At 72.2% G+C, this 26,677-nt stretch carries 26 protein-coding genes and 1 pseudogene; 17 read left to right on the top strand and 10 right to left on the bottom strand.

The window, feature by feature from the left end:
• Positions 1 to 276 precede the first annotated feature (276 nt).
• Entirely contained in the window at positions 277 to 1,182 is a 906-nt protein-coding gene (locus tag ACZ3IG_RS10640) for a L,D-transpeptidase family protein (RefSeq protein WP_467430825.1), read from the top strand.
• 147 nt (positions 1,183 to 1,329) lie between these two features.
• On the opposite strand, the gene ACZ3IG_RS10635 is transcribed toward ACZ3IG_RS10640, so the two are convergent.
• The 3 genes from ACZ3IG_RS10635 to ACZ3IG_RS10625 all read right to left on the bottom strand — a co-directional run bounded on the left by ACZ3IG_RS10635 (position 1,330) and on the right by ACZ3IG_RS10625 (position 4,731).
• The gene (locus ACZ3IG_RS10635) at positions 1,330 to 2,586 is read right to left on the bottom strand and encodes a hypothetical protein (RefSeq protein ID WP_467430823.1); all 1,257 of its coding nucleotides are present in this window, start codon (positions 2,584 to 2,586) and stop codon (positions 1,330 to 1,332) included.
• On the bottom strand, positions 2,586 to 3,248 hold the full coding sequence (locus ACZ3IG_RS10630; protein WP_467430821.1) for an RNA polymerase sigma factor: 663 nt from the start codon (positions 3,246 to 3,248) through the stop codon (positions 2,586 to 2,588). Before ACZ3IG_RS10630 ends, ACZ3IG_RS10635 begins: the two co-directional genes overlap by 1 nt.
• A 679-nt stretch (positions 3,249 to 3,927) precedes the next feature.
• Positions 3,928 to 4,731: a nuclear transport factor 2 family protein gene (locus ACZ3IG_RS10625; RefSeq protein WP_467430820.1), complete on the bottom strand. Its 804-nt coding sequence runs from the start codon at positions 4,729 to 4,731 to the stop codon at positions 3,928 to 3,930.
• Positions 4,732 to 4,860: 129 nt separating this feature from the next.
• On the opposite strand from ACZ3IG_RS10625, the gene ACZ3IG_RS10620 reads away from it, so the two are divergent.
• From ACZ3IG_RS10620 to ACZ3IG_RS10610, 3 genes and pseudogenes are all read left to right on the top strand, one after another.
• Positions 4,861 to 7,092: an ATP-binding protein gene (locus tag ACZ3IG_RS10620; protein WP_467430818.1), complete on the top strand. Its 2,232-nt coding sequence runs from the start codon at positions 4,861 to 4,863 to the stop codon at positions 7,090 to 7,092.
• A 135-nt stretch (positions 7,093 to 7,227) separates the two neighbouring features.
• The gene (locus tag ACZ3IG_RS10615; RefSeq protein WP_467430816.1) at positions 7,228 to 8,508 is read left to right on the top strand and encodes a nucleotide disphospho-sugar-binding domain-containing protein; all 1,281 of its coding nucleotides are present in this window, start codon (positions 7,228 to 7,230) and stop codon (positions 8,506 to 8,508) included.
• Between the two features lie 312 nt (positions 8,509 to 8,820).
• Positions 8,821 to 9,267: pseudogene (locus ACZ3IG_RS10610) on the top strand (integrase core domain-containing protein); the annotation flags it as partial.
• 62 nt (positions 9,268 to 9,329) lie between these two features.
• Here the strand turns inward: ACZ3IG_RS10610 and ACZ3IG_RS10605 are convergent.
• The 4 genes from ACZ3IG_RS10605 to ACZ3IG_RS10590 form a co-directional block, all read right to left on the bottom strand.
• On the bottom strand, positions 9,330 to 9,710 hold the full coding sequence (locus ACZ3IG_RS10605) for a beta/gamma crystallin domain-containing protein (protein WP_467430813.1): 381 nt from the start codon (positions 9,708 to 9,710) through the stop codon (positions 9,330 to 9,332).
• A gap of 489 nt (positions 9,711 to 10,199) precedes the next feature.
• Entirely contained in the window at positions 10,200 to 10,616 is a 417-nt protein-coding gene (locus ACZ3IG_RS10600; protein ID WP_467430812.1) for a hypothetical protein, read from the bottom strand.
• 93 nt (positions 10,617 to 10,709) lie between these two features.
• The gene (locus ACZ3IG_RS10595; RefSeq protein WP_467430810.1) at positions 10,710 to 11,219 is read right to left on the bottom strand and encodes a hypothetical protein; all 510 of its coding nucleotides are present in this window, start codon (positions 11,217 to 11,219) and stop codon (positions 10,710 to 10,712) included.
• 140 nt (positions 11,220 to 11,359) lie between these two features.
• A complete protein-coding gene (locus ACZ3IG_RS10590) occupies positions 11,360 to 12,988 on the bottom strand; it encodes a beta-N-acetylhexosaminidase (protein WP_467430809.1) in 1,629 nt (542 codons plus the stop codon).
• Positions 12,989 to 13,207: 219 nt separating this feature from the next.
• On the opposite strand from ACZ3IG_RS10590, the gene ACZ3IG_RS10585 reads away from it, so the two are divergent.
• The 11 genes from ACZ3IG_RS10585 (at position 13,208) to ACZ3IG_RS10535 (ending at position 20,259) form a co-directional block, all read left to right on the top strand.
• Entirely contained in the window at positions 13,208 to 13,726 is a 519-nt protein-coding gene (locus ACZ3IG_RS10585) for a 2-oxo-4-hydroxy-4-carboxy-5-ureidoimidazoline decarboxylase (protein ID WP_467430808.1), read from the top strand.
• 212 nt (positions 13,727 to 13,938) lie between these two features.
• Positions 13,939 to 14,319: a succinate dehydrogenase, cytochrome b556 subunit gene (gene sdhC, locus ACZ3IG_RS10580; RefSeq protein ID WP_215168575.1), complete on the top strand. Its 381-nt coding sequence runs from the start codon at positions 13,939 to 13,941 to the stop codon at positions 14,317 to 14,319.
• Between the two features lie 5 nt (positions 14,320 to 14,324).
• The gene (locus ACZ3IG_RS10575) at positions 14,325 to 14,804 is read left to right on the top strand and encodes a succinate dehydrogenase hydrophobic membrane anchor subunit (protein ID WP_215168577.1); all 480 of its coding nucleotides are present in this window, start codon (positions 14,325 to 14,327) and stop codon (positions 14,802 to 14,804) included.
• A 17-nt stretch (positions 14,805 to 14,821) separates the two neighbouring features.
• Entirely contained in the window at positions 14,822 to 16,576 is a 1,755-nt protein-coding gene (gene sdhA, locus ACZ3IG_RS10570) for a succinate dehydrogenase flavoprotein subunit (protein ID WP_467430806.1), read from the top strand.
• On the top strand, positions 16,576 to 17,355 hold the full coding sequence (locus tag ACZ3IG_RS10565; protein WP_215168579.1) for a succinate dehydrogenase iron-sulfur subunit: 780 nt from the start codon (positions 16,576 to 16,578) through the stop codon (positions 17,353 to 17,355). The genes sdhA and ACZ3IG_RS10565 overlap by 1 nt, the downstream gene beginning before the upstream one ends.
• A 158-nt stretch (positions 17,356 to 17,513) precedes the next feature.
• Positions 17,514 to 17,639 (top strand): hypothetical protein, encoded by a 126-nt coding sequence (locus ACZ3IG_RS10560; protein WP_467430805.1) that lies wholly within the window; start codon positions 17,514 to 17,516, stop codon positions 17,637 to 17,639.
• Positions 17,640 to 17,647: 8 nt separating this feature from the next.
• Positions 17,648 to 18,022: a Uma2 family endonuclease gene (locus ACZ3IG_RS10555; RefSeq protein ID WP_467430804.1), complete on the top strand. Its 375-nt coding sequence runs from the start codon at positions 17,648 to 17,650 to the stop codon at positions 18,020 to 18,022.
• An 18-nt stretch (positions 18,023 to 18,040) separates the two neighbouring features.
• Positions 18,041 to 18,451 (top strand): VOC family protein, encoded by a 411-nt coding sequence (locus ACZ3IG_RS10550; protein WP_467430802.1) that lies wholly within the window; start codon positions 18,041 to 18,043, stop codon positions 18,449 to 18,451.
• A gap of 94 nt (positions 18,452 to 18,545) precedes the next feature.
• Positions 18,546 to 18,953 carry a hypothetical protein gene (locus ACZ3IG_RS10545; RefSeq protein ID WP_467430800.1) on the top strand — a complete coding sequence of 136 codons (408 nt, stop codon included), beginning with the start codon at positions 18,546 to 18,548 and terminating at the stop codon, positions 18,951 to 18,953.
• 4 nt (positions 18,954 to 18,957) lie between these two features.
• Entirely contained in the window at positions 18,958 to 19,494 is a 537-nt protein-coding gene (locus ACZ3IG_RS10540; RefSeq protein WP_467430798.1) for a thiol-disulfide oxidoreductase DCC family protein, read from the top strand.
• Positions 19,495 to 19,503: 9 nt separating this feature from the next.
• Positions 19,504 to 20,259, top strand: a complete 756-nt coding sequence (locus ACZ3IG_RS10535; RefSeq protein ID WP_403533053.1) for a TetR/AcrR family transcriptional regulator — start codon at positions 19,504 to 19,506, stop codon at positions 20,257 to 20,259.
• Here ACZ3IG_RS10535 and ACZ3IG_RS10530 read toward each other — a convergent pair.
• Positions 20,252 to 22,645 (bottom strand): MMPL family transporter, encoded by a 2,394-nt coding sequence (locus ACZ3IG_RS10530; protein ID WP_467431649.1) that lies wholly within the window; start codon positions 22,643 to 22,645, stop codon positions 20,252 to 20,254. The genes ACZ3IG_RS10535 and ACZ3IG_RS10530 overlap by 8 nt on opposite strands.
• Positions 22,646 to 22,817: 172 nt before the next feature.
• Between ACZ3IG_RS10530 and ACZ3IG_RS10525 the strand changes: the two genes are divergently transcribed.
• The gene (locus ACZ3IG_RS10525; RefSeq protein WP_467430795.1) at positions 22,818 to 23,507 is read left to right on the top strand and encodes a response regulator transcription factor; all 690 of its coding nucleotides are present in this window, start codon (positions 22,818 to 22,820) and stop codon (positions 23,505 to 23,507) included.
• A 5-nt stretch (positions 23,508 to 23,512) separates the two neighbouring features.
• Positions 23,513 to 24,991 carry a sensor histidine kinase gene (locus ACZ3IG_RS10520; protein WP_467431647.1) on the top strand — a complete coding sequence of 493 codons (1,479 nt, stop codon included), beginning with the start codon at positions 23,513 to 23,515 and terminating at the stop codon, positions 24,989 to 24,991.
• Between the two features lie 30 nt (positions 24,992 to 25,021).
• Here ACZ3IG_RS10520 and ACZ3IG_RS10515 read toward each other — a convergent pair whose 3' ends face one another.
• Positions 25,022 to 26,353 (bottom strand): metallophosphoesterase, encoded by a 1,332-nt coding sequence (locus ACZ3IG_RS10515; protein WP_467430794.1) that lies wholly within the window; start codon positions 26,351 to 26,353, stop codon positions 25,022 to 25,024.
• A gap of 33 nt (positions 26,354 to 26,386) precedes the next feature.
• Positions 26,387 to 26,626: an SCO4848 family membrane protein gene (locus ACZ3IG_RS10510; RefSeq protein ID WP_467430792.1), complete on the bottom strand. Its 240-nt coding sequence runs from the start codon at positions 26,624 to 26,626 to the stop codon at positions 26,387 to 26,389.
• Positions 26,627 to 26,677: the final 51 nt, after the last annotated feature.

Below are 26,677 nucleotides of genomic sequence, written 5' to 3'. Positions count from 1 at the left end.
TGCCGCGTTTCGTCAACGCCAGCTGATGCGAGCCCTCCGGCAGCGGTGTCACAGTGAGCCTCCCCTGGAGGATCTCCACGCGGTGGCCAGGCAGTGCGCGGGCGAGCCGGTCGGCAGCCTCGCCCAGGGTCATCTCCTGCTGCGGTACGGCCTTGGCGTCCCCCTTGCGGGGCTCACTCTGCAACGAGCGCAGCCGGGGCGCGGCCACTTCCGCCCACGATCACCCGTGCGGGTATCGGAGCCGCTCCGGGTGGGGAGACATCCAGGGTGACGTCGATGCGTAGGGCGCGTACGGGAACGGGGTTCGCCGCGCTGCTGGCGCTGGCCGTCGGGGGTGTCGGCGGCTGCACGGTGCAGCCGGTCGACGGCGACGGGAAGGGCCGCTCGCCGGTGCACATCGAGCTGCCGGGCAGCGGCGGCCCGGCGACCACGGCACCCGTTGCCCCGACTGCCCCCTCAACTCCCTCAGCCCCCACAGCTCCCGCAACTCCCACGACTCCCGCGGTCCCCACGCAGCGCAGCAGCGCCCCGCCGCCCCCGGTGGTGCCCGCCCCCGTGCTCTGGGGACCCGGCGCCACCGGCCGGGACGTCCGCGAGGTCCAGGCCCGGCTGCGTCAGATCGCCTGGCTGTACGACGGGCCGACCGGCACCTACGACGAGTTGACGGAGGAGGCGGTCCGGGGCTTCCAGCGCAAGCGCGGGCTGCCGGTGACGGGCCGGACGGACACGGTCACCTGGGAACGGCTGCGCGGCATGACCCGCGAGCCGGGCCACTGGGACCTGTACCTCATGGGCGGCCAGCCCGCCGCCGCGCCCGACCCGCGCTGTCTGACCGGCCGGGTGCTGTGCGTCAGCAAGGAGAGCCGGACGCTGCGCTGGATGATCGACGGCCGGACCGTGTCGACGATGGCGGTCCGCTTCGGTTCCCGGGGCACCCCGACCCGGGAGGGCGTGTTCTCCGTCTACTGGAAGTCCCGGAACCACTGGTCGACGCTGTACGACTCGCCCATGCCGTACGCGATGTTCTTCAGCGGCGGCCAGGCCGTGCACTACTCGTCCGACTTCGCCGCCCGCGGTTACGCCGGTGCCTCGCACGGGTGCGTCAACGTCCGGGACGAGGCGGCCGTCAAGCAGCTGTACGCGGAGGTCCGCGACGGCGACAAGGTCGTCGTGTACCGCTGAGGGAAGTGAGGGGGCGCGGACGGGACCGGGGGAACGAGTCCCGTCCGCGCGGGTGCACGAGCCGCGGGTACGGGGGGAACCCCGGCTCTGTGCGGAAGCCGATGACCAGTCGGCTCACTCCCTACTGCGTCGGGGCGTCCGAAAGTGTCACACCGGCGCCGTGGCGGCCTTCGTGACCTGGGCGGACTCCCGGCCCGAGCCCGTCGCCGGGTGCGCGACGGGGTCCGGCCCGGACGCGGACCGCCGGGTGTCCGCGCGGGGGCCGGAGCGGTGGCCGAAGCGGCCGTCGCCCGCCCGGTCGCCCCGGTGCTTCCTCCGGTCGGCGCCGTCCGTGTCGCAGTCCTCGCGGGGGCCGGTGCGGGGGCCGTCGCCGTTGCCGATCAGGACGTTGGCGTTCCGTGTCGGCCGGGTGTGCCCACCGTGCGCGCGGTCGTCCCTGTCCTCGTCTCCGGCGCCGGCACCGTCGACATCGTCGTCGACGTCGACGTCGCCCTTGACGTACCCGTCGTCGCCCTTGCCGGTCTTCTCCCCGACACCGTCGCCGACGCCGCCCCCGACTCCCTCCGCCTTCTCGCCGCTCTTCTCCCCGGAGCCGGCGAGGAGCTGTGCGCAGTAGGCCCGGACCCGGGCGGGCCCCCCGGCCGCCTCCGTCAGGGCCCGTCGGCGGGTGCGGTCGAGCTGCTGGCCCGTGCCCAGGTCACGGCAGGACCCGGCGAGACCCTCGCGCACCGCGGTGCCGTCGCCCGCCGGATCGTCGGCGCCGGACCGCCCGAGGTCCGTGTCCGTACCCGTGTCCCCGCCCGTACCCGTGCCGGGGTCCTGCCCGGTGACGCCGCCGTCCTCCCGCGCCGAGGGGGCCTCCCCGGTCGGGGCGTTGGCGGAGCCGTCGGTGTCCTCGCGCCGCGGGACACCGGGCGGGGACGGCGACACCAGCGGGCGGTCGGGGGTGACCCCGGCGGAGGCCGAGGAAGCGGGCCCGGGGTCGCCGCCGAACGGGACCAGCCCTCCGGTTCCGGCCGCCACCGCGACCCCGCCGACCGCGCCGACCGCCAGCATCGCGGCCAGGCCCAGCCGCAGCGGGCGGGGCCGGCGGGCGGGCCGGGCACCGCCGTCACGGCCGCCGATGCGCACCAGCGGGGCGTCGGAGGTGTCCCCGCCGCCGGTCGGGGCCGGCGCTCCCGCCGCTCCCGCCCGACCGGCGTGCGCGGCGCGGAAGGCGGCCAGCGCGGCGGCCTCGCCGGGGAGTTCCTCGCCGGCCGGCGGGGCCGAGGCGGCCAGCGTGGCGAGGGAGGCGGCGAGCCGTTCGGCGCGGGCCCGGGCCACCGGGTCGCCGGTCGGCGGGTCTCCGCGCAGCACCCGCTCCGCTGTTTCGCGGTCCAGCCACCCGCCCTGCTTGTCGGCCATCACATGTCCTTCTGCGTCCGCGCGCCGCTTTGCGTCACAGTCGCGGACGTCACCGCACGGCCGCGCGGTTCTCGCCGCGCCGGCGGTACGCGGAGCCCGGCGGCCGATTCCGGATCGTCGCCGAGCAGTTCGGCCAGCCGCTTCAGACCGCGGTGCGCGGCGGTACGGACGGCCCCCGGGCGTTTGCCCAGTGTCTTCGCGGCCGTCTTGGCGTCCAGGCCCACCACGACCCGCAGGACGACGGCCTCGGCCTGGTCCTGGGGCAGCGCGGCGATCAGGGAGAGGGTGGTGCCGGTGGTGAGCGCCTCGATGGCCTCGCCGGCGGTGTCCGACGGGGCGGCCCGGCCGGTCAGTTCGGTCTCGTCGCCGCCGATCAGGGGGCGGCGCCCGCGTGTCCGGATGTGGTCCAGGGCGCGGTTGCGGGCGATCGTGGCGGCCCAGCCGCGGAACCGGTCCGCGTCGCCTGCGAACCGGTGCAGGTCGCGGGCTATCTGCAGCCACGCCTCGGAGGCCACGTCCTCGGCGTCGGGTTCGCCGACGAGTGTGCGGACGTAGCCGAGCAGCCGTGGGTGCACCGCGCGGTACACGGTCCGGAACGCGGTCTCGTCCCCGTCCTGTGCCGCGTGTACGGCGGCGGTCAGCTCCGCGTCGTCCCCCAGCACCGCGCGCGCCTCTCTTTGCGCCTGACTCTCCGTGGGTGGTTGCGGTGGTCTACCGCAGCTCGGGACGGGGGCACCGCCCTCCGCACTCCGGCGCGAAAGGCACGTTACGTCGTGAAACCGGTCCCCGTCCATGCCCGGAGGACAGGCCGTACAAGACGCAACTAACCCGTGACGCGCGGGGGTGTGACACATATCGCGAGCGTGGCGCAGTAGGAAGTACGGGCCGCCGCGCGGCCCGTGCCGCGCGTCGGCCGGGGCCTCTCCTGTGGGGGGTGGCGGCCCCGGTCGTCGCCGTGGCTTTCACCTACGTGACCTGCACTGGTGTGGCATTCCCCATCGCCGTGACCAGTAGCGTGACCAGCGCGTCCGGCACTTCGTGCGATGCCCTCCAGACCTGTGCGCTGAGCCGTCCCAGGCCGCGAGCTTGCGGGCGCCTTCGACTCGGCGCTTCCCGTACTGCCGGCATCCGGATCGTTGGTGACCTTGCTGCGCCTCCAGTCGTGGAGAGGGCGAGGTAGCACACCGCGTCGGTCGTCTGGCGGTGGCAGTAGCCCTCCGGCCGCCCGCCCCGGCCGGCCGGCCGCGTTCCCGAACCTGTGGGCGAGACGGTCACACCCAGGACCCGGACCAGGCCCCTGTTCGCACGCGTCGACCACCCGGCCGGATAGAGAACAGTCAGTCAGGCCAGCACAGCGGCCAGGCGGGTCAGCGATGCATCGAGTTCGTGCGCGGCGACTACCGGCAGTCGCACCAGGTGTGCCGGGTGTGTGACCGCCGCCCAGTCGTAGGTCAGGGTCACCTCGGTGCGGCCGTCGCCGGTCGGGGTGAGCTTCCAGGTGAAGCGGTGCCCGATCGGGCGCTGTCCGGGCTGTCCGGGGGCCCATCCGATGCTCTGGTTCTCGGTGAAGGCGACGACGCGGTTCTCGATCCGGTGGTCGCCGTGCTCCTCGCTGTGCATGGCCATGATGAAGGTGTCGCCGACGGCGGCGAGCGGCTGGGAGGTCTCTGCGTGCCGGAGGCGGCCGGTGGCGTCGAGTTCGGGGTGGCGGCGGGGGTCGCGGAGGACGGCGAAGATCCGTTCGGCCGGTGCGTTCAGTACCTGGGAGACGGTGGTGTGGGTCGGGCCCTCAAGGGTGACCGGGTCGGGGTAGAACCGGGCCCAGGCGATCCGTCCGTCGCGGGTGGTGAGGATGACCGGGCCGCGCAGCAGGACCGTCGCCCCGGTCGGGGCGGTGCCCCGGTACTCCCACTCCGACCACAGCTCGTCGCCGTTCTGGGCGTGGCGCAGGATCTCGACGTGGAGGTCGGGCAGCCCGGCCAGGATCTTCGTCCAGTTCGCGGCGACCTCGCCGGAACCGATGAACCCTTCGGCCGGTCGCAGCGGTCGTTCGGCGACGTAGTCCTCGGTGAAACAGCCGGCGATCCGTTCCGGGACGTGGGAGTTGATCGCGTCGCGCAGTGACTGAAGGGCCTGGGGGAGCATGGCGTGGATCTCCTAGCGGGGGTTCGTCCTGTCCTGTCGATCATGAGCATCGGGGGTGCTGCCCGACAACCGGACACTGCCGGGACACCGCCCGGACAGCGGTCCGGACCCGGCGGCATAATCGGCATCGTGAACGATTCAGCGGGACCGGCACGGAAGGCGATCAGCTTCGCGGCGCTCTTGCGGGACTTACGGGAGGCCAGGTCGCTGACCCAGCAGGAGCTGGCCGCCGCCGCCGGGGTGTCCGTCGACGCGGTCAGCGCGCTGGAACGCGGGCGACGGACCCAGCCCCAGCCGCACACCGTGCGGGCGCTGGCCACGGCGCTGCGGCTCCGCGACGCCGAACGCATGGCGCTGCTGTCCACCCTGGGCCGGGCCGGGGACGCGGCGCTCGAAATGCCGTCCCGCAAGCTGACGCCCCGCACGCCGTCGCCGCCGAGCGTCGAGGTGGTCGGGCGTGACGACGAGGTCGCGGAGATCGTCGCCTCCCTGGGCACCACGCCGGGCCGGCTGGTGACGCTCACCGGTCCGGGCGGGGTGGGCAAGACCACCGTCGCCCTCGTAGCCGCTGAGGTGATGGCCGCCGAGCGCCCGGGCGCCGTGTACTTCGCCGACCTCACCGACGTCACCGAACCCGACGACGCCCTCGCGGCCGTGGCCCACGCGGCGGCCTGCGCCGCCGGCACCGTGACCGGACTCGCCGAGCATCTCGCCGGGACGTCGGCCCTGCTCGTGCTCGACAACCTGGAGCGCGTCACGGCCTGCGGCCCCCACCTGGCCGAGTTGCTCACGGCCTCTCCCGACACGGTGATCCTGGCCACCAGCCGCGTCCCGCTGCGCGTACGCCGGGAACGTGAGGTGCGTATCGCCCCGCTCGGTCCGGGCGCGGCGGAGCGGTTCTTCGGCGACCGGCTGGCCGCCGCCGGGGCACCGCTCATGAGGAGGGCCGACGACAGTGCCGTCGCGCAGCTGTGCCGACAGGCCGACGGGCTGCCCCTGGCCATCGAGCTTCTGGCCGCCGCAGCGGCCCGGCTGGGGCCGCGGGCGCTGCTTGAGCGGATCGACGCACTCACGGAACTGCCCGTGGCCGGCCCACAGGATCTGCCGGCGCGGCAACGCACCATGGCGGCCACCATCGAGTGGAGCTGCCAGCTGCTCGGTCCAGCGGCCCAGCGGCTGCTCCCCCGGCTTGCCGTGGTGCCGGGCAGCTTCTCCCTCGACACCGTCGACGCGATCGCCGCGGCGGACGCGGCGGACGCGGCGGACGCGGCGGACGCGGCGGACGCGGCGGACGCGGTGGGTGCACTCGCCGAGCTGATCGAGCACTCCCTGGTGGCGCGCGCCGACGACACGGGGCCGGTCACGCGGTACCGGCTGCTGGAACCGGTCCGCCGGCACGCCGTCGAGACCCTCGAACCGGCCGGCCGGGAACACGTCCGTCGGGGCGTGGCCCGATGGGCCCTGCGGGCGGGACGCGAACACGGTGCGCGGATCCGGGGCCGCGGCGACATGACGGCGGTCGAGCGGGTCGAGGCCGACCGCCATGTGCTGCGGCTCGGCTTCGACCACCTCGTCGACACCGGCCAGTACGACGCCGCCGCCGAGCTGCTGTGGTCGGTGTGGCTGCCGCTGTGGATGACCGGGCACACCCACGAAGCCCTCGCCTGGACCAACCGCCTGCACGAGAACGACCTGAGCGAACATGGGCGGGCCCGCTGGCTGGTGGCGCGCGCCGGGTCCCATCGCGTCGCCGCGGATCTGTTCACCACCGCGGAGCGGGCGATGCGCCTTGCCGAGCGGATCGACGACGCCTCGCTGGCCGCGGAAGCAGCGATCTTCGCGTCGGCGGCGGCGCTGCGCCTGGAGGACTTCGACGGTTCACAGACTCTGCTGGCCAGGGCAGAGGTCCTGATGAAGAAGCGCCTTGATGTGGAGCGCGACGTGTGGGCGGCCGTGCACGTGCCCATCGGCTACGGCGACGGTGCGCTGTTGCGCGGCGACCGGGCCGCGGCAGCGCGGCACTGGCGGGCCGCCGCGGACACGGCGCGAAAGCTGGGCAGTGAGTTCTCGGTCCCAGCGGTCCTCGCGGAGTGCGCGCAGGCCGCCCGCAGCGAAGGACGCCTGGGCGACGCCGCCGTGATGCTCGCCGCCGCCGCCGAACTCTCCCCCCAGCAGGACGAGCGGCCGCGGACACACTTGGCGGGCGTGGCCGCAGCCGTGGCCGCCGACCTCGGTGACGTGGCATCAGCGCAATGGTGGGAGGGAGTGGCAGGCTCGAAGCCGGCCCCGGACTCCGACCAACTCGGGGAACGGTTCCGGGAACTTGTCCGGCGTGCAGAGACCGTTTCCGGGCGGGACTGAGCCCGGCCGTCCGCCCGTACCGGCGCTGTCCGGTCGATGTCCGGTGGTCTCCCCCCGGGCGAGAGGGCCAGGATCGGGTTCATCGGGTCGGCCGCCCCCGCGGGCCGACCTCCGTCGACCCCGAGGAAGCCCCCCATGACAGCCGCCCCCGTCGTGCTCGCCGCGACCCCGCTCACCGGTCACGTCCGGCCGATCCTGAACCTCGCCCGCCATCTCGTCGCGGCCGGACGACAGGTCACGGTCGTCAGCGGCAGCCGGTTCGCGCGGCAGGCCGACGCAGCGGGGGCGGCGTTCGTCACGCTGGCCGGACCGGCCGACTTCGACGACCGCCGCCTCGGTGAGCTGCAGCCGTGGCTGCACGAGCTGCCGCCGGGCCCGGCCTTCTTGGAGGCCATGTTCGGCTGGTTCACCGACATGGCACCCACGCAGAACGCCGTGCTGCAGGAGGTGCTGGCACAGCAGCCGGACGCCGCCGTCATCCACGAGGCCGCCTTCTACGGAACGTGGCCGCAACTGCTGGGCGCACCCGGGATCCGGCCACGGCGCACCGTCGGCCTCGGGATCTTCCCTCTGACCCTCAGCGGGGCCGAACTGACCATGATGGGGCCTCCTCCCCCACGCGCCGGGCTCGACGTGCGGGGAGCGGCTGCGGCGTTCAACGCCGAACTCGCCGCCCAGCTCGCCGGCGCCACCGCGCACGCCCAGCACGTCATGGCGGGGCTGGGCGCGACGGCCACACTGCCCGTGATCAGCGACGCGCAGGTCCTGCTGCCCGACATGTTCGCTCAGCTCACCGTCCCGTCCTTCGAATATCCCCGGATCGATGCGCCGCCGACGCTGCGGCTGATCGGGGCCCTGCCGCCCGAACCGCCCACCGCATGGCAGCCACCCTCCTGGTGGCCCGAGCTGTCGCAGCGCCGAGTCGTCGCGCTCACGCAAGGCACGGTGGCCAACCAGGACCTGACCGATCTCGTCCAACCGACGCTCGACGCGCTCGCCGACGAGGACGTGCTCGTCGTGGCCGGGCTCGGCGGACGCGAGATCGCCCCCGGCGACCTGCGCGTGCCGTCGAACGCGCGCGTCGAGTCGTTCATCCCGTTCGACGCGCTCTTCCCACTGGCCGACGTCGTGGTCACCAACGGTGGATACGGCGGCGTGCAGCTCGCCCTGCACCACGGCGTGCCGCTCGTCGTGGCAGGCGGCAGCGAGGACAAGCCCGCCGTGGCCGCCCGGGTCTCGGACTTCGGAGTCGGTGTCGACCTGCGCACAGGACGACCGGCAACCGCCGCGGTCGGACAGGCCGTCCGGCGGGTGCTCGACGAGCCGGCGTTCCGCCGCCGGGCGCAAGACCTGAGCGCGGAGTACCGGTCCGCAGACCCAGTGCGCGCCGTTCTCGACATCATCGACGGCGCGTAACCTCTCCCTCCAAGACCGTCCGTTGTGACTCGGCCAGCATCGTCTGTGACTCGGCCAGCATCGTCGACAGTGACCGACGTCCCCGTTCGGCACGGCCCCGGCGGGGTGGGCGCGGCCGAGCACTGCGTACCCGAAGGTCGGCGGCGAGCCCCGCACGTGTACCGCGGCTCCGGCGTCTGGCAGCCGCGGTGTTCGCCCGCCCTGTGTTTCCCTTTTCCCCCGGCTACGGGATCGAGTGCTTCACCCGGCGTCTTCGCGTAGACAGCGCCTGCTACGGCGAGAGCTGCCGCGGTCGCCTCGGCCGGATCTCGGGGAGATTCGTACGACAACGCCCTCGCCGAGGCATTCAACAGCCTGTTCAAGGCCGAGCTGATCCGCAACCGCGGCCCCTGGAAGGGCATCAACGACGTCGAGACCGGCGTCGCCGAATACATCGACTGGGTCAACCAGCGAAGACTCCACGGAGAGTCAGGTCACGTCCCGCCCGCCGAGCCCGAGGACCGCCACGCATTGACTGGTGCCTCACTGACCACCTTGGGCCAGCCACCTCACCGCTGCACTCGAACAGCTCACACTCCTGCCGAACCCGGGACGGCACTCGGGTCCTCGACTTTCCCCGCCTCAACCCACAGACACGAGAACGGTCCACCGACTCCGTCGGCGGACCGTCACGCGAGAGCGAGGCCACAGGAGCTTCCGGCATCACGAATGCGAGTTCAGCACTTCGCTGCTCGACCCGTCCGCCACACGATCCAGTAGGCAACCCATCAGCTTCTGCTCAGTACTTCCATCAACGGCTGCTACCCATCTCGGGCAGCTCGCTACGGATTGACCGCAGCGGTGATGTTCACGCGCTCGATCCTCACTCCGTCCGGATACTGAGGCCATATGTACACGGTCCACTTGTCGATCGGCACCGCGGGCTGCCACTTCCCCACCCCGTACCACTGGACCATGTTGTTCCCGGTCTCGATCTTGGTGACCCACACTTCGCGGCCAGGGGCGACGGCCGTCTGACCCGCATTGGCGTAACAGTTGACGAAAGTATTGCCACTGGCGTCGTGCATATGGACCTTGAGGAATTCGGCTCCGCAAGGGACCTGGTTAATCGCGGATGCGCTTGACGCCCCGACGCTCATGGACGTCAGCAGTGCTGCGGCCGACAAACCGGCCAGTACGGCCTTGCGTACACCTCGCTGCACGGCAGCTCTCCACTTCTCGGTTCCTGGAGGGAAGGACGGGGAGGCGGGCGCGTGCCCTCGACGCACAGCAACGACGTCGTCGATGCGGCAAGGGTTCTGCCCTTCCTCGGCTTGTTCTTTGTCTACCAAGGTCTTCCGGGCTTGCCGATGGCCTTGAGGGTCTCGGAGCGTCGAATGATTTTTCCAACATCGTAGCAGGGGCCCGGTGTTGGGGTCTTGACACCGGGTGGCCGTCCGGGGCCTGCGCCTCTGGGTTCGGGACCACGGGCCGGGCAGGCGAGGGGGCGCGGGCACCGATGCCGCCGAGGCGGACGAGAAGGCAACAGCGGGGCTGGGCCGACCACGTGACCAGCGCGTGACCAGTAGCGGTCAGGACAGCCAGAAACACCCGGATGAGGGCCGATTCAGACGGGACGCATGACTGCGGCTGGCGCCACCACACCCCGGGCCCGCACCCGGCAGTCCCCCGTGGTCACCGCCCCGGGCGGGTCACGGGGAGGTCGTCGCCTCCCGGCACAGCAGCCGCAGCGAGCCGTCGCCGGCGTAGCAGCGGCGGGCCTCGTCGATCGGGTCCCACAAGCGGCCGTCCGGGGTGCGGACCCAGTGGTCGCCGCCGGACGTCCACCACTCACCGCCCGTCCGGCGGACGATCACCTCACCGGCGTAGGCGCCGAAGCCGCGCAGCACGGTCTCCACCGCGGCGTACGGCGCCTCCTCGCGGCGGATGCCCTCGATCATCCGGTCGACGCGCCACAGGCTCTGCGCCGAGTAGTCGAGGCGCAGCCGGGCGCCCTCGCGCAGGGCGGTCACCGCGTCCGCCGCCCACCGCACCGGCCGGTTGGCGGCGGAGGGCCTGGTCCCCGGTGCCGCCGTCGCTGTCGCTGTCGTACTGGTCCAAGTCGTCACACCGGCAGCAGCGTCGCCCGGCGGCCTTTCGTCACGCGGATCGGGGCGGCTGCCCGCAATCGGCGCAGGACCGCCACATCTCGGCCCCGACGGTCACGAGGGCGCCACGACACCCAACCGGTCCAGGAGGCGGAAGAACAGCTCCTCGGCGTCCCCGGCCGGCGGCTCGGCCGTCAGTACGCCGAGCAGGTCGCCGCGTTCGGCCGGGTGCCCGGCCTCGGCGGCCCAGGCGACGGCCCGCTCCGCGGCGTCGGGCGGCTCCAGGAAGTAGTCCTCCAGGGTCAGGCCGTTCCGCTCCGCGCCGAGGTACCCGGCCATCGCCGCCCGGCCCAGACAGGTCGTCCACGCCCCGCTCTCCGGCGCCGCCGCCTCCACGACCACGCAGGCGCCGTCCATGACGTACCCGAACAGCGCGGGCGCGCCGGTCTGGGCGGCCAGGTCGTTCATGTTGCCGACGCCGGCCTCGCCCGGGTACTCCCACACCTGCCAGCCGCCCGGCGCCGACGCGCGCAGGGTCATGCCGTCCTCGGCGCCGGGCAGCGTGTCCAGTGCGGCGAGCGGCCGCTCGGCGCGGCCCACGACGAGATACCCCCAGTAGCCCATGTCCGGCTCCCCCGTGTTCCGTTGGCTCGTCCACAGACCACCACAGTCGAGGGGAGTTCGCAGCAACTCCCGGGCGATTCCCGCATCGTTCCGGTCCGGAACGGCGCGGGAATCGCCACAGACGCGCGGGCGTACGCGGGTCAGTCCAGCCGGCCGGCCAGCGCGCGGAACTCCGTCCAGGACAGTTCCGGGTCACCCGGGTCCCAGAGCTTCTGGACGGTCGCCGCCAGCGGCAGGCGGATGCCGTTCGCGACCTGGTCCTCGGTCTGGGCGCTCGGATAGTCGCCCCAGACGGCGAAGCTGCCACCAAGGATCTGATCGTCGTACTTGGCATCGACTGGTTCGGTGCCGCGGATGACGCGCGGGGTCCACTGCTCGTAGATCCGCTCACCGGTCGGGTAGACGAAGGTCTGCGGCTGGCCGAGCACGTAGTAGAGGAACTCGTCGTTGTAGTTGATGACGTCGCGGCCCTCGGCCAGGTACTCGGCGGGCTGCCGGGCGCCGATCTCCTTGCCGGTCCAGTAGGCGACGAGGATGTCGTCGGCCGCCGCCGGGTCGCTGTCCTTGAAGAAGCCGTCGTTCCAGGCGCGCGGGGTGCGGTCGTTCTTCTGGACGGTGGCGGCGCGGTCGTTGAGCCAGCCGGCGGTGAGGTCCTCGACGGTGGCGCCGGAGCCGTACTTCTCGCGGGCCGCGGCGGCGAGCTGCGGGTAGGACGCCTCGGGGTCGGAGACGGTCAGCGCCTGGTACTCGTCACCGCCCAGGTGCCACTGGCCGCCGGGGAAGACGTCGGAGTACTCGTCGATCAGGTCGTCGACGATCTCGGCGGCCCCCGGCTCGGAGATGTCGATCGCGCCCTTGGTCGCCGTGCCCTGCGCGTTGCGCAGCTGGAGGTCGGGGTGGGCCTCGATGACGGCGCCCAGGTGGCCGGGCGAGTCGATCTCGGGGACCACGGTGATGTGCCGCTCCTCCGCCAGCGCGACGATCTCCTTGACCTGCGCCTTGGTGAGGTGGTCGGCCGAGACGATCTCCGGGTGCGAGGAGGACTCGATACGGAAGCCCTGGTCGTCGGAGAAGTGCAGCCCCAGCTCGTTGTACTTCAGGTCGCCCAGCTCCCGTATCCGGTCCTTGATCCAGTCGGCCGAGTAGTGCTTGCGGGCGATGTCCAGCATGAATCCGCGCCGCTCCTTGGCGGGCTCGTCCTCCACGACCCCCTCGGGCGCCGTGCCGTCCGCCCGGACCGCCTGCTTCAGGGTCCGGGTGCCGTAGAAGACGCCGCTCTCGCCGGGCGCGCTGACGGTGACCCGCCCGTCGCGCACGGTCATGGTGTACGACTCGCTCCCGGCGCCGGCGGAGCCCGCGGAGTCCTTCGTCTCCAGCCGCAGGTCCCCGGACCTCTCGTCGTCCTTCTCGCCCGCGTACGTCAGCCCCAGCTCGCTCGCTATGAGCCTGCCCTCGTCGGCGAGGGCGGCGTCGGAGACGACGACCCGGTGGTCGTCGGCGGGCTTCCAGCCCGGTCCGCGCGCGGGGGTGTGGTCGCGTACGGCGGGTATGGTGCGGGGTTCGCCGGACAGGGCGTAGGACCGGGCCGGCGACGGGCTGTCCGAGGGGGAGGCCGCGGAGAGCCCCTCGGCGGAGCGGCCCGCCGGCCCCGAAGACCCCCCGTCGCAGGCCCACAGCCCCGCGCCGAGCGCGACGACCGCCGTACCGGCGGCCACCGCCCGCCGTCCCACCTTCTGCCTCGCCGGTCCACGGCGTCCGTGCTGACTCACGGCGTCAACCTACGGCCGGCACTGGCGGGAAACGTCCTGCACCCTTTCTGAAACTCTCCCGTTCGGGTGAAATTCAGGCATCGCTCGGACATGTCATGCCCTCACTCGCTAACGTGACGCCACACAACTCACACGAGCCCCTGCCGACACACCCGACACACACGTGACGCACAAGGACCCACGCTGCCTGCGCACCGTCTTCCAGATCTCCCCGGCCGGGTGGCCATACCCGTACCGGCCCAAACCCGTACCACTGCGACCCCCCTGCATTTCTTCAACACCGCGAGCCCCGAGGACACCGTCAGCACCCTCCTGACCTGCCTGCGCAGCCCGCGCTGGGCCCGTCTCGTCGCCGCCCACCGCCCCTACCCCGACCTCCCGGCCCTGCTGGCCGCGGCCGACGAGGCGTCGTACGACCTGAACGCCGAAGAGCTGACCGAAGCCCTGGCGGCCGAGACGCTCCCCGTCCTGCCCGAGAACACGTACGCGGCAGCCGGCACGGCCCTGCGCGCCGCGCACGCGGCCTACGAGTCCCGCTTCGGACACGCGTTCGTCATCTGCCTCGACGGAATGTCCGAGGACGAGCGCCTGAACCACGTCCTGACCGCCGTTCGATCACGATTGGCGAACGATCCCGAGGACGAACGGGTGGTCGCGGCAGAGGAGCTCCGGCGCCTGGCGGGACAGCGGCTGAGGCACGCCATCAGGGGCGCGGGGAACCGCGCGACCAGCCACTGACCCACCCGCACCGGACAAACCGGACGAGCCCCCGCCCCCGGCAACCACCGGCGGTACTCCGTTGCGTGCAACTTTGATCACACCGGTAGGCCCGCTGTAAGAACGACAGCGAGCGCTGGCTACGATGCTGGGGGCCGGTGGACCGTACCCGGCCGGGCCCACCGACAGAGAAGCCGGCGCGGCCCCAACCCCCGCTCCCGGAGGAAACTTCCGTGCCGGCTGGAACGCTGTACCGCGGCCGGGAAGGAATGTGGTCCTGGGTGGCTCACCGAGTCACCGGCGTCCTCATCTTCTTCTTCCTGTTCGTACACGTGCTGGACACCGCTCTCGTGCGTGTCTCCCCCGAGGCCTACGACAAGGTCGTGGCCACGTACAAGTCGCCGATCGTCGCGCTGCTGGAGTACGGCCTCGTCGCCGCCATCCTCTTCCACGCGCTCAACGGTCTGCGCGTCATCGCCGTCGACTTCTGGGTCAAGGGCGCTCGCTACCAGAAGCAGATGCTCTGGTCCGTCGTCGCCGTGTGGCTGGTGCTGATGATCGGGGCCCTGTACCCGGTCCTCGGCCACGCCGCTCGTGAACTGTTCGGGAGCTGACGCAGATGTCCACGACTGAAACCGCCTCCGGGGTCGGCCCCGTCGAGGGTTCCTCCGTCTACACGGTCGACAACCCCGCGCCGCTCATCGAGCCCCCGCGCAAGCGCACCAAGAAGTCCCCGAAGTCCACCCGGGGCAACTTCGAGATGTACGGCTGGCTGTTCATGCGCCTGTCCGGCGTGGTGCTGGTCGTCCTGGTCCTCGGCCACCTGCTGATCCAGCTGGTGCTCGACGGCGGCGTCTCCAAGATCGGCTTCGCCTTCGTGGCGGGCCGCTGGGCGTCCCCGTTCTGGCAGGTCTGGGACCTGCTGATGCTGTGGCTGGCGATGCTGCACGGCGCCAACGGCCTGCGCACGGTCATCAACGACTACGCCGAGCGCCCGAACACGCGCCTGTGGCTGAAGGGCCTGCTCTACACCGCCACGGTGTTCACCATCCTGCTGGGCACGCTGGTGATCTTCACCTTCGACCCGAACATCCGCTAGGCACGGGGCTGCGAATCATGAAGGTACACAAGTACGACACCGTCATCGTCGGCGCCGGTGGCGCCGGTATGCGGGCCGCCATCGAGGCGACCAAGCGCAGCCGCACGGCCGTCCTGACGAAGCTCTACCCCACCCGCTCCCACACGGGCGCCGCGCAGGGCGGCATGGCCGCCGCGCTCGCCAACGTGGAGGAGGACAACTGGGAGTGGCACACCTTCGACACGGTCAAGGGCGGTGACTACCTGGTCGACCAGGACGCCGCCGAGATCCTGGCGAAGGAGGCCATCGACTCCGTCCTCGACCTGGAGAAGATGGGCCTGCCGTTCAACCGGACGCCGAACGGGACGATCGACCAGCGCCGCTTCGGCGGGCACAGCCGCAACCACGGCGAGGCTCCCGTCCGCCGGTCCTGCTACGCGGCCGACCGCACCGGTCACATGATCCTCCAGACGCTGTACCAGAACTGCGTCAAGGAGGGCGTGGAGTTCTTCAACGAGTTCTACGTCCTGGACCAGATCATGACCGAGGTCGACGGCGTCAAGAAGTCCGCCGGTGTGGTCGCCTACGAGCTGGCCACCGGCGAGATCCACGTCTTCCACGCCAAGTCCGTGATCTACGCGTCCGGCGGCACCGGCAAGTTCTTCAAGGTGACCTCCAACGCGCACACCCTCACCGGTGACGGCCAGGCGGCCTGCTACCGGCGCGGGCTGCCGCTGGAGGACATGGAGTTCTTCCAGTTCCACCCGACCGGCATCTGGCGCATGGGCATCCTGCTCACCGAGGGCGCCCGCGGTGAGGGCGGCATCCTGCGCAACAAGGACGGCGAGCGCTTCATGGAGAAGTACGCGCCCGTCATGAAGGACCTGGCGTCGCGCGACGTGGTGTCGAGGTCCATCTACACGGAGATCCGGGAAGGGCGCGGCTGCGGTCCCGAGGGCGACCACGTCTACCTGGACCTCACCCACCTCCCGCCGGAGCAGCTCGACGCCAAGCTGCCCGACATCACCGAGTTCGCGCGTACGTACCTCGGCATCGAGCCGTACACGGACCCGATCCCGATCCAGCCCACCGCGCACTACGCGATGGGCGGCATCCCGACCAACGTCGCGGGTGAGGTCCTGGCGGACAACACCACCGTGGTGCCGGGCCTGTACGCGGCCGGCGAGGTCGCCTGCGTCTCGGTGCACGGCGCCAACCGCCTGGGCACCAACTCGCTGCTCGACATCAACGTCTTCGGCAAGCGGGCCGGCATCGCCGCGGCGGAGTACGCGCACTCGGCGGACTTCGTCGAGCTGCCGGACTCCCCCGAGTCCCTGGTCGTCGAGCAGATCGAGCGGCTGCGCACCTCCACCGGCAACGAGCGGGTCTCGGAGCTGCGCCGCGAGCTGCAGGAGACCATGGACGCCAACGTCATGGTGTTCCGCACCGAGCAGACGATCAAGACGGCGGTCGAGAAGATCGGCGAGCTGCGCGCCCGCTACAAGAACGTCTCGATCCAGGACAAGGGCAAGCGGTTCAACACCGACCTCCTGGAGGCCGTCGAGCTGGGCAACCTGCTCGACCTGGCCGAGGTCATGGCCGTCTCCGCGCTGGCCCGCAAGGAGTCGCGCGGCGGTCACTACCGCGAGGACTACCCCAACCGCGACGACGTGAACTTCATGCGCCACACCATGGCGTACCGCGAGGTCGGCGACGACGGCACCGAGTCCATCCGTCTCGACTACAAGCCGGTCGTCCAGACCCGCTACCAGCCGATGGAGCGTAAGTACTGATGGCTACCCCTGTTCTGGACAAGGCGGACGCGGCCGGAGCCCCCGAGCCCGGTTTCGCCGACTCCCCCTACATCACCGTCACGGTCCGCGTGCGCCGGTTCAACCCGGAGGTCTCGGCCGAGGCGACCTGGGAAGACTTCCAGCTGGAGATGGACCCCAAGGAGCGCGTCCTGGACGCCCTCCACAAGATCAAGTGGGAACTGGACGGCACGCTCACCTTCCGCCGCTCCTGCGCCCACGGCATCTGCGGGTCCGACGCGATGCGGATCAACGGCAAGAACCGCCTCGCCTGCAAGACGCTGATCAAGGACATCAGCCCCGAGAAGCCGATCACGGTCGAGCCCATCAAGGGCCTGACGGTCCTCAAGGACCTGGTCGTCGACATGGAGCCGTTCTTCCAGGCGTACCGGGACGTGATGCCCTTCCTGATCACGAAGGACACCAACGAGCCGACGCGCGAGCGCCTGCAGTCCGCCGAGGACCGCGAGCGGTTCGACGACACGACCAAGTGCATCCTGTGCGCCGCGTGCACGTCCTCGTGCCCGGTCTTCTGGAACGACGGCCAGTACTTCGGCCCGGCCGCGATCGTCAACGCCCACCGCTTCATCTTCGACTCGCGTGACGAGGCCGGCGAGCAGCGGCTGGAGATCCTCAACGACCGCGACGGCGTCTGGCGCTGCCGCACGACCTTCAACTGCACGGACGCCTGCCCGCGCGGCATCGAGGTCACCAAGGCCATCGCGGAGGTGAAGCGAGCGCTGATCACGCGCCGCTTCTGACGTCCGTCGGTTCACGCCGGTCAGGGCCCCGTTTCCGCTGGGAGACGGGGCCCTTTCGCATGGGCCACGCGTTCGAGTGAAGGTGATCGGCTGCGGCTCCAGCACCCCGCCGGTTTCCTCACGATGCTCCGAGAAGCTCACCCGGCAGGAGATACGTGATGCTCATGCTCACCAGGATCGCCGACGACATCATGGAACGGCACCCGGGCTGCCGAGTCGAGAGCATCCAGGGTCAGATCCTCGTCACCGTCCACTGCGGGACGGCCCGCACGGTCACGCTCTGACCACCCTCATGCGGCGGTTCTGGACGGCGGGCCTGCACGACGGGTCCTCCATCGTCGTCCAGGGCGTCGCCCTGAAGCTCCCCGGCGAACCCGACGACTACGCGATCGCGGACCTCTCGGTCAGGGAAGACCCCATCGCGGATCACCACGTCCAGTACAACTGCTACGCCCCCGCCTGCTTCCGCCTGGTCCTGGAGGTGACCTCCGAGAACTGGCGACATGACCTGCGTACGAAAGCGACCGCCTACGCGGGGGCCGGAATCCCCCTGTACGTCATCGTCGCTCGGTGCCACGGTCACCCTCGACGTCGCCGGGGTCCTTGCCGCCGGACGGCCCAATCGCGCACCCGGCGAGGACTGACAATCAGCCTCCCCGGGCGATGATCGCCCTACCCTGACGCCATGTCAGATGACGAGTCGTACGAGCTGCTCGGGTTCGACAACGTGCTGCTGCCCGTCGGGGATCTCGGCGAGGCGGTGGAGTTCTACGAGCGGGCCGGGTTCGAGGTCGGGTTCCGGTTCGACGAGGGCGGGATCGCGCTGCTGAAGGCCGGCAAGGAGACCCCCGGCATCCTGCTGCGCCACGAGGACGGGTTCGGGCACCGGCCGCCGCCCTGGCCGGCCCCCCGGGTCTGGCTGGAGGTGCCGGACGCCAAGGCCGCCGCGCGGGCGCTGACGGACGCCGGGGTCGAGCCGTACGACGGGCCCTTCTCCAGCGCCACCGGATGGACGGTCGAGTTCGCCGACCCCTGGGGCAACGTGATCGGGCTGACCGACTACCGCAAGCGGCCCCAGCTCGCCCGCCGCGCGTGACGCGGGCCACCCACCCCTTGAGTTGAACACGTTCAAAAGCAGGTCTAGAGTCTCTCCTGTCAGCGTTTTGAACGCGTTCAAGAAGGGGTGGGGCATGGACCGCACCGTCATCGCCTACGTCATCTACCTGGCCGTCAGCATCGGGCTGACCATCTGGGTGGCCCGTACGCTCAGCCGCAACGGGCGGGTCTTCCTCGCCGACGTACTGCACGGCAACGAGAAGCTCGCCGACGCGGTCAACCACCTCCTCGTGGTCGGCTTCTACCTCGTCAACCTCGGCTTCGTCGCCCTCTACCTCAGCGGCGACGAGACCATCAGCGACACCCGGGGCGTCTTCGAGGCCCTGTCGACCAAGCTCGGCGTGGTGCTGCTGGTCCTCGGCGTGATGCACCTGGGCAACGTGTACGTGCTCAACCGCATCCGGCGGCGCGGGGTGATGGAGCGGGAGCAGACGCCGCCCGTGCCGCCGCAGGGCTGGGTGGCTCCGACGGTCGGGCACTGAGCCGATGCCGGCCGAGACGGCCGCCGTACCCGTACGGCGGCTCACCGTCCTCTACGACGCCGAGTGCGCGCTGTGCGCCTTCGTACGGGACTGGCTGACGCGGCAGCCGCAGCTGGTGGAGCTGGAGCCGGTGCCCGCCGGGTCCGCCGAGGCCCGCGACCGGTTCCCCGGCCTCGACCACGCCGCCACCCTCGACGAGATCACCGTCGTCGGGGACGCCGGGCAGGTCTACCGGGGAGCCGCCGCCTGGGTCGCCGTGCTGTGGGCCCTGCGCGAGCACCGGCCGCTCGCCCACCGGCTCAGCACCCCCTCGGGGGCGAAGCTGGCCAGGGGCGCGGTGCTGGCCGCCGCCAAGTGGCGGGGCGCCCGGTGGGGCGGCCAGGCGTACCGCCGGGCCGACGGCTGGACGTACCACCCGAGCGCCGGCTGGACCTACACCGCGCCGGGCTGCGCCGACGGCTCCTGCCGCACTGGCCAGGGCCTGTCGTCCCCTTCCCGTCTGCCTCCGGGCGGACGACGGGAAGGGGACGACAGGCCCTAGGCTCTGAACGTGCCCGCGAAGAACGACGGCCCCGGTGACGGAGCCCACCTCAGCAAGTCCGAGCAGACCCGCGCCCTGATCCTGGAGACGGCGATGCGGCTGTTCCAGGAGCGGGGGTACGACAAGACGACCATGCGGGCCATCGCCCAGGAGGCCGGGGTCTCCGTCGGCAACGCCTACTACTACTTCGCCGGCAAGGAACACCTCATCCAGGGCTTCTACGACCGGATCGCCGCCGAGCACCAGGTGGCGGTCCGGGACGTGCTGGCCCGGGAGACCGACCTGGAGGCCCGGCTGGCGGGCGTGCTGAAGGTGTGGCTGGACATCGCGACGCCGTACCACGAGTTCGCGGTCCAGTTCTTCAAGAACGCCGCCGACCCGGACAGCCCGCTCAGCCCGTTCTCCCCGGAGTCGGAGCACGCGCGCGTGGAGGCCATCAGCGTCCACCGGGCGGTGCTGGCCGGCACGAAGACCAAGGTGCCGGAGGAACTGCGGGACATCCTGCCGGAGCTGATGTGGCTGTCGCAGATGGGGCTCGTCCTATACTGGATCTTCGACCGGACCGAGGGGCGCGAGCGCAGCTACCGGCTGGCCGAGCGCGGCGCCCGGCTGACCGCGCGGGGCGTCGTACTGGCCCGGTTCCGGGTGCTGCGCCCGCTGGTGCGCGAGGTGCACGAACTGTTCAGGGACTTCCTGCCGGGCATGACGGCGGCGCTGCCCGATCCCGGCAGGAAGAGGCAGCGTCCGCCGGACGGGGTCAGTTGACCGCGTCGACCTGGTGCCCGGCCAGCTCCACGTCGTGCGTGAGCGGGCCGTCGGCCACGGTGACGTGCGCGGCCCGGGAGCCGTACCGGGGGGCGGTCGTGGCCAGCAGATAGGTGCCCGGCGCGGGGACGGCGAGGATGTACGAGCCGTCGGCGAGGGCCGTGACGTGGTCGAGCCGCCGGCCGCCGGACGACAGCAGGGTGACGGACGCGCCCTCGACGGGGCCGCCGTCGGCGGTGCGCACGAAGCCGTGCACGACCGAGGCGGGTCCCTCCGCAGCCGCCGGCTCCTCGGCCGGCTCCACGGCCAGGTGCGGCAGCCGCTTGTCCAGGCCCTTCGGCAGCCACCAGTTGGACCGGCCCAGCAGGTACATCGCCGCCGGCACCAGGGCCGTACGCAGGATGAAGGCGTCCAGCGCGACCGCCGCCGCCAGGCCGATGCCCGCCATCGCGCCCTCCGTGTCGCCGCTGAGCACGAACGCGGCGAACACGCTGATCATGATCAGGGCGGCGGAGTTGATGACCCGGCTGGTCTCGGCGAGGCCGACCCGCACCGCGCGGGCGTTGTCCTTGGTGTGCTCCCACTCCTCGTGCATCCGGCTCACCAGGAAGACCTGGTAGTCCATCGACAGGCCGAACAGCAGCGACAGCATGATGACCGGCAGGAAGGAGGTGATCGGCCCCTCCGCGCCGAAGCCGAGGGCCTCCGAGCCCCAGCCCCACTGGAAGACCGCCACCAGCACGCCGAACGACGCGGCGGCGGCCACCAGGTTCATCACGGCGGCCGTCAGCGGCACCACCAGGGACCGGAACGCGACCAGGAGCAGCAGGAAGCCCAGCGCGATGATGGTCGCGACGAAGTACGGCAGCCGGTCCCCCGTGACGGTCGCGAAGTCCTTGAAGACGGCCGTCACCCCGCCCACGTGCGCGTCCACGCCCGCCTGCGGGATCACGTCGTCGCGCAGCCGGTCGATCAGCTGGTCCGTCTCCGCGGACTGCGGTGAGGTCGTCGGCACCACCTGGATGACGGACACCCCGTTCGCGGGCGGTACGGCGGCCACCCGGGCGACGCCCTCGGTGGACTCGATCGCCCGGACCAGGCCGGTGGGGGCATCGCCCTCCACGACCACCTGGAGCGGGCCGTTGAAGCCCGGTCCGAAGCCCTCGGCGAGCAGGTCGTACGCCTGCCGGGTGGTGGTGGACTCCGGCAGGTTGCCCTGGTCGCTGGCGCCGAGCCGCAGCGAGAAGACGGGGATGGCGAGCACCGCCATCACCACGACGGCCACCGCGGCGGTACCGCGCGGGCGCCGCTGCACGAACGCCGCCCAGCGCGCCGCGAGACCGGCCGACTCCTTCGGCTCCGGTCCCGTCGCGGCCAGCCGCCGCCGCTGCCGCCGGCTGAGCACCCGCGTGCCGAGCACCCCGAGCAGCGCGGGCAGCAGGGTGACGGCCGCGAGCACACTCAGGACGACGGTCAGCGAGGTGGCGACGACCACGCCGTTCAGGAAGTCCATGTTCATCACCAGCATCCCGGCGAGCGCGATGCACACCGTGCCGCCCGCGAACAGCACCGCCCGCCCGGAGGTGTTGAGGGCGGTCACGGCCGCGTCCTCCGGAGCCATGCCGCGCAGGATGCCGCGCCGGTGCCGGGTGACGATGAACAGGGCGTAGTCGATGCCGACGCCGAGGCCGATGAGCGTGGCCAGCAGCGGGGCCACCTCGGGCACGTCGGTGACATGGCTGAGCAGGGTCGTGGACATCAGTCCGCTCGCCACGCCGGCGATCGCGGTGACCAGCGGCAGCAGCATCGCGAACAGCGACCCGAAGGTCAGGAACAGGACGATGGCCGCCGCCACGATGCCGACCAGTTCGGCGGTACCCATCGGCAGCTCCTGGGTGCGGGCGATGGCCTGCCCGCCCAGCTCCACCGTCAGACCGGCGCGTTCGGCGCCCTGCGCCGTGTCCACGACGTCCTCGATCACCGCGAGCTCCACCGAGTTGGCCTGCTCGGTGAAGGTGACCTGGGCGTACGCGATCGTCCCGTCCCGGCTCACCTGGGCCGCGCCGTCGGCGCCGTAGGGGCTGCTGACCGCGCCGACCCCCGCCATCCGCCCGATCTCCTCCAGCGCGGGTTCGATCCGGGACCGTACGGCGGCGTCCCGCACCGAGCCCTCGTCGACCTTCCACACCACCGTGTCGGTGTCGCCGGAACTCTCCGGGAACGCCTTCTCCATCAGGTCGAGGGCCTCGCTGGAGTCCGTGTCCGGGAGCGAGAACACGTTCGAGTAGTCCGTCCCCGCGGCCGAACCCCCCGCCACGAGCCCGAACACCGCCCCCGCCCACAACACCAGGACCACCAGCCGGTGCCGGTAGCACCATCGCGCCAAAGCCGTCACGCCAAACTCCTTCATTCCAGGAAAAGTCGGTCGGTCCCCCCAGGTCCTGCGCCTCAGAATCGGGGGCGCGGCACGGGCGTGGACACCGGCTCGGCCCGACTCTCAAGGAACTCCAAAGCGGGAACCGCCCCCGCCGCCGGTGCCCGCGCCGATACTGGGGGGCATGACGACGGGTCCAGGCACCGTGCTGGTGGTGGAGGACGAACCGAGCATCGCGGACGTCCTCGCCATCGCCCTGCGCTTCCACGGCTTCGAGGTGATGTGCGCGGCCACGGTCCGCGACGCCCTCGCGCTCGCCGGGATCACCCGGCCGGACGCGGCCCTGCTCGACGTGATGCTGCCCGACGGCGACGGCCGCGCGCTCGGCAGGGAACTGCGCGTCCGGTGCCCGGAGTTGGCGCTCGTCTTCGTCACCGCGCGCGACGCGCCCGCCGAGATAGTCGGCGCGCTCGGCTTCGGCGACGACTACATCACCAAGCCGTTCAACATCGACGAGGTGGTCGCCCGCGTCCAGGCGGTGCTGCGCCGGGTCCGCCCCGCAGACGTACTGCCCGAACGGCCCCCGCTCACCTACGGCGACCTGGAGCTGGACGAGACGACGTACACGGCCCGGCGCGGCGCCCGCTCGGTCGAGCTGACCCCGACCGAGTACGCGCTCCTGCGCTTCCTGGTGCGCAACGGCGGCCGGATCGTGCCCAAGGACCAACTGCTGCGCCATGTCTGGCAGTACGAGCACGCGCCGTCCGAGTCGACCGTGGTGGAGACCTACGTCAGCTATCTGCGGCGCAAGCTGGACGCGCTGGGACCACCGCTGATCACCACGCGGCGGGGCGTCGGATACGGGCTCGCGTGAGGGTCCTGCGGCGCGTCCTGCCCCGACGGAGGCGGGGCATCCCCTCGCTGCGCGCCAAGCTGGCGGTGGCGAACATGGCCCTGCTCGCCGTGGGCGTCGTCGTGGCGACCGCCGTCAGCCTGGTGGGCATGCGGCACTACCTGATCGACCAGATCGACGCCGAACTGCTCGGCACCCGCCAGTCGCTGGGCACCGCGCCGCTCACCTTGGAGCAGCTCGACGCGCTGGGCGCGGTGACGCTGGTCCGGGACCGGTTCCTCAACGGCGACACGGGCGACCGGGCGCCGGACAGCCTCATCGCCGCCACCGACCGGCGGGGCCGGGCACTCGCCCTCGCCGGGTACGAACCGACCGGCGGCCAGCGGGCCCTGGCCGCCGCCGTGGCCGACCCGGCGCCGCTGGCCGCCGGCCCCGAGCCGCACGACGTCACCGTGCGCGACACCGCCTACCGGGTCACCGCGACCCGGCTCTCCGACGGAACGTTCGTCCTGGTCGCCGCCTCCACCGACGCCCTGCACACCGGCGTCGCCAAGGCCCTCCGGCTCGACCTGGGCGTCGGCACGCTGCTGCTGGCGACGCTGGCCTGGCTGACGATGATGAGCGTGCGGCGCCGGATGCGGCCCCTGGAGGACATGGTGGAGACCTCGTCGGCGATCGCCGAGGGGGACCTGACCCGGCGGGTGCCCTCCAGCCGGGAGGCCACCGCGGAGGTGGAGCAACTGCGGCTCGCGCTGAACTCCATGCTCCACCAGGTGGAGTCGGCGTACCGCACGCGCGAGCGCAGCACGGCGCAGCTGCGCCGCTTCGTCGCCGACGCCTCGCACGAACTGCGCACCCCGCTGGCCGCGATACGCGGCTACCTCCAGCTCTACGACAAGGGCATGCTGCGTGAGCCGGCCGAGCGGAAGCGGGCCTGGGAGCGGGTGCTGGCGGAGGCCGACCGGATGGGGCGGCTGGTGGACGAGCTGCTCACCCTCGCCCGCCTCGACCAGCGCCCCGAGCTGCGGCTGCGCCCGGTAGACGTCGGCCGGCTGCTGCGGGACGCGGCCGGGGACCTGCGCGTCCAGCAGCCGGAGCGGCCGGTCACCGTGGACGCCGAGGGGGCGCTGACGGTGTGCGCCGACGAGTCGGGGCTGCGGCAGGTGGTCGGCAACCTGGTGGCGAACGTACGGGTGCACACCCCGGCGGACGTGCCGGTACGGCTCGCCGCGGAGCGTGTCGACGGGGCGGTGCGGCTGTCGGTCGAGGACCGGGGACCGGGGCTGACGGCGGAGGACGCGGCCCGGGTCTTCGACCGGTTCTTCCGGGCGGGCGGCGGCGCGGGCAGCGGCCTGGGGCTGGCGATCGTGCAGGGCGCGGTGCACGCGCACGGCGGTGACGTGGACGTGCGGACCGCGCCGGGCGAGGGGCTCGTGGTGACGGTGGTACTGCCCGACCGGGCGGAGGGGGCGGAGGGGGCGGTGGCGGGGCCGGGAGCCGGGTGAGGGCGCCCGGCCGGATCCCGGACGAGGTCGTCAGGCCTGGCGGGAGGCGAGTTCGATCACGGTGACGTCGGACTCGGCGCCCACACGCGTGGGCGGGCCCCAGGCGCCCGCGCCGCGGCTGACGTAGAGCTGGGTGTCGCCGTAGCGCTCCAGGCCGGCCACGGTCGGGTTGGCGGCGGCGGCCAGGAGCGGGCCAGGCCAGAGCTGGCCGCCGTGGGTGTGGCCGGAGAGCTGGAGGTCGACGCCGTGGTCGACGGCGTCGTGGATCATCACCGGCTGGTGGGCGAGGAGCACACAGGCGCGGCTGCGGTCGCGGTCGCCGAGGGCGCGCTCGTAGTCGGGGCCCTGGCCCTCGTCCTCGCCGCTGATGTCGTTGACGCCGGCCAGGTCGAAGTGGGGCAGCTCGGTACGGGCGTTCTCCAGGGGCAGCAGGCCCAGCCGCCGCACCTCCTCCACCCACTGCTCGGCGCCGGAGAAGTACTCGTGGTTGCCGGTGACGAAGTACGCGCCGTGCCGGGCGCGGAGTTGCGCGAGCGGCGCGGCGGCGGGGCCGAGGTCCTTGACGCTGCCGTCGACCAGGTCGCCGACGACCGCTATCAGGTCGGGCTGGGTGCCGTTGACCGTGTCGACGACCTTCTGCGCGAAGCCCCGGCCGAGGACCGGGCCGAGGTGGATGTCGCTGACCACGGTGATCCGGAACCCGTGCGCGGCGCGCGGCAGCTTGGCCAGCGGCACGGTGACGCGTTTGACCGTCGGCCCGTTCAGCACGCCGTACGTCCCGTACCCGACCGTCCCGACGGCCACCGCGGCGGCGGCCCCGCCGACGACCCGGGAGACGAAGAGCCGCCGGGAGGGGACGGCGAGGGGGCTCGGCACGGGGGTGCCGGGCACCGGGGCGCCGGTCGTGGGGGCATCGGTCGTGGGGGCGTCGGACTCGGTCCCGGCGCCCGCCTCGGCCGGGGAAGCCGGTGCCGTGGCCGCCGGTACCGTGGCCGCCGGTGTCCGGGCGACGGCCTCCTCCGTGACCGGCGTGACCGGGGCCCGCCGCGCCGGGTACCGCAGCAGCAGCGGCCGTACCGCCTCCCCCACCAGCAGCGCCAGCAGCAGGTAGACCGAGAGGGCCATCCACAGGAAGCCCGGCCACCCCAGCACCCGCTGGAGCCAGAAGGGCGCGCCCGAGCGCTCGGCGACCAGCGCGCCGATCGCCAGCAGCCAGCCGCCGGCGACCAGTACCGCGCCCGCCCGGCGCACGCCGCCCGCGCGCCGGGTCGTGTCGCGGAACAGGCGCCGCCACACATACCAGTTGGCCGCCACCAGGACGCCCACCACCAGCAGCGCGACCAGCGCGAAGACGATCACCATCGTGTTCCTACCCCACCCCTTGTGAAACCGCGACTATGACGTGCGGCGCAGTGCGCGCAGTCCGCGCAACCCGATGACCCCGACAACCGTCCCCAGTACGAAGGAGACCACCGCCAGCAGCAGGTGGACCCAGAAGTACGCCGTGGGGTCGCCGTCCTCGAACGCGAGCCCGCTGCTGTCCTTGGCGAGATTCTTGACGAAAGTGATCCAGATGATCCAGGACCACACCCCGAAGGCGAGCAGGAACCAGGAGACGGGACGGCTGAGCTTCATGCAGCCAGTATCGCCGCCGCGTGTCCGGTTCCGTGTCCGGGGTGGGGAGGC

It is taken from the genome of Streptomyces sp. NPDC016677, assembly GCF_055562815.1.
This window is presented reverse-complemented; position numbering and strand designations above follow the sequence as displayed.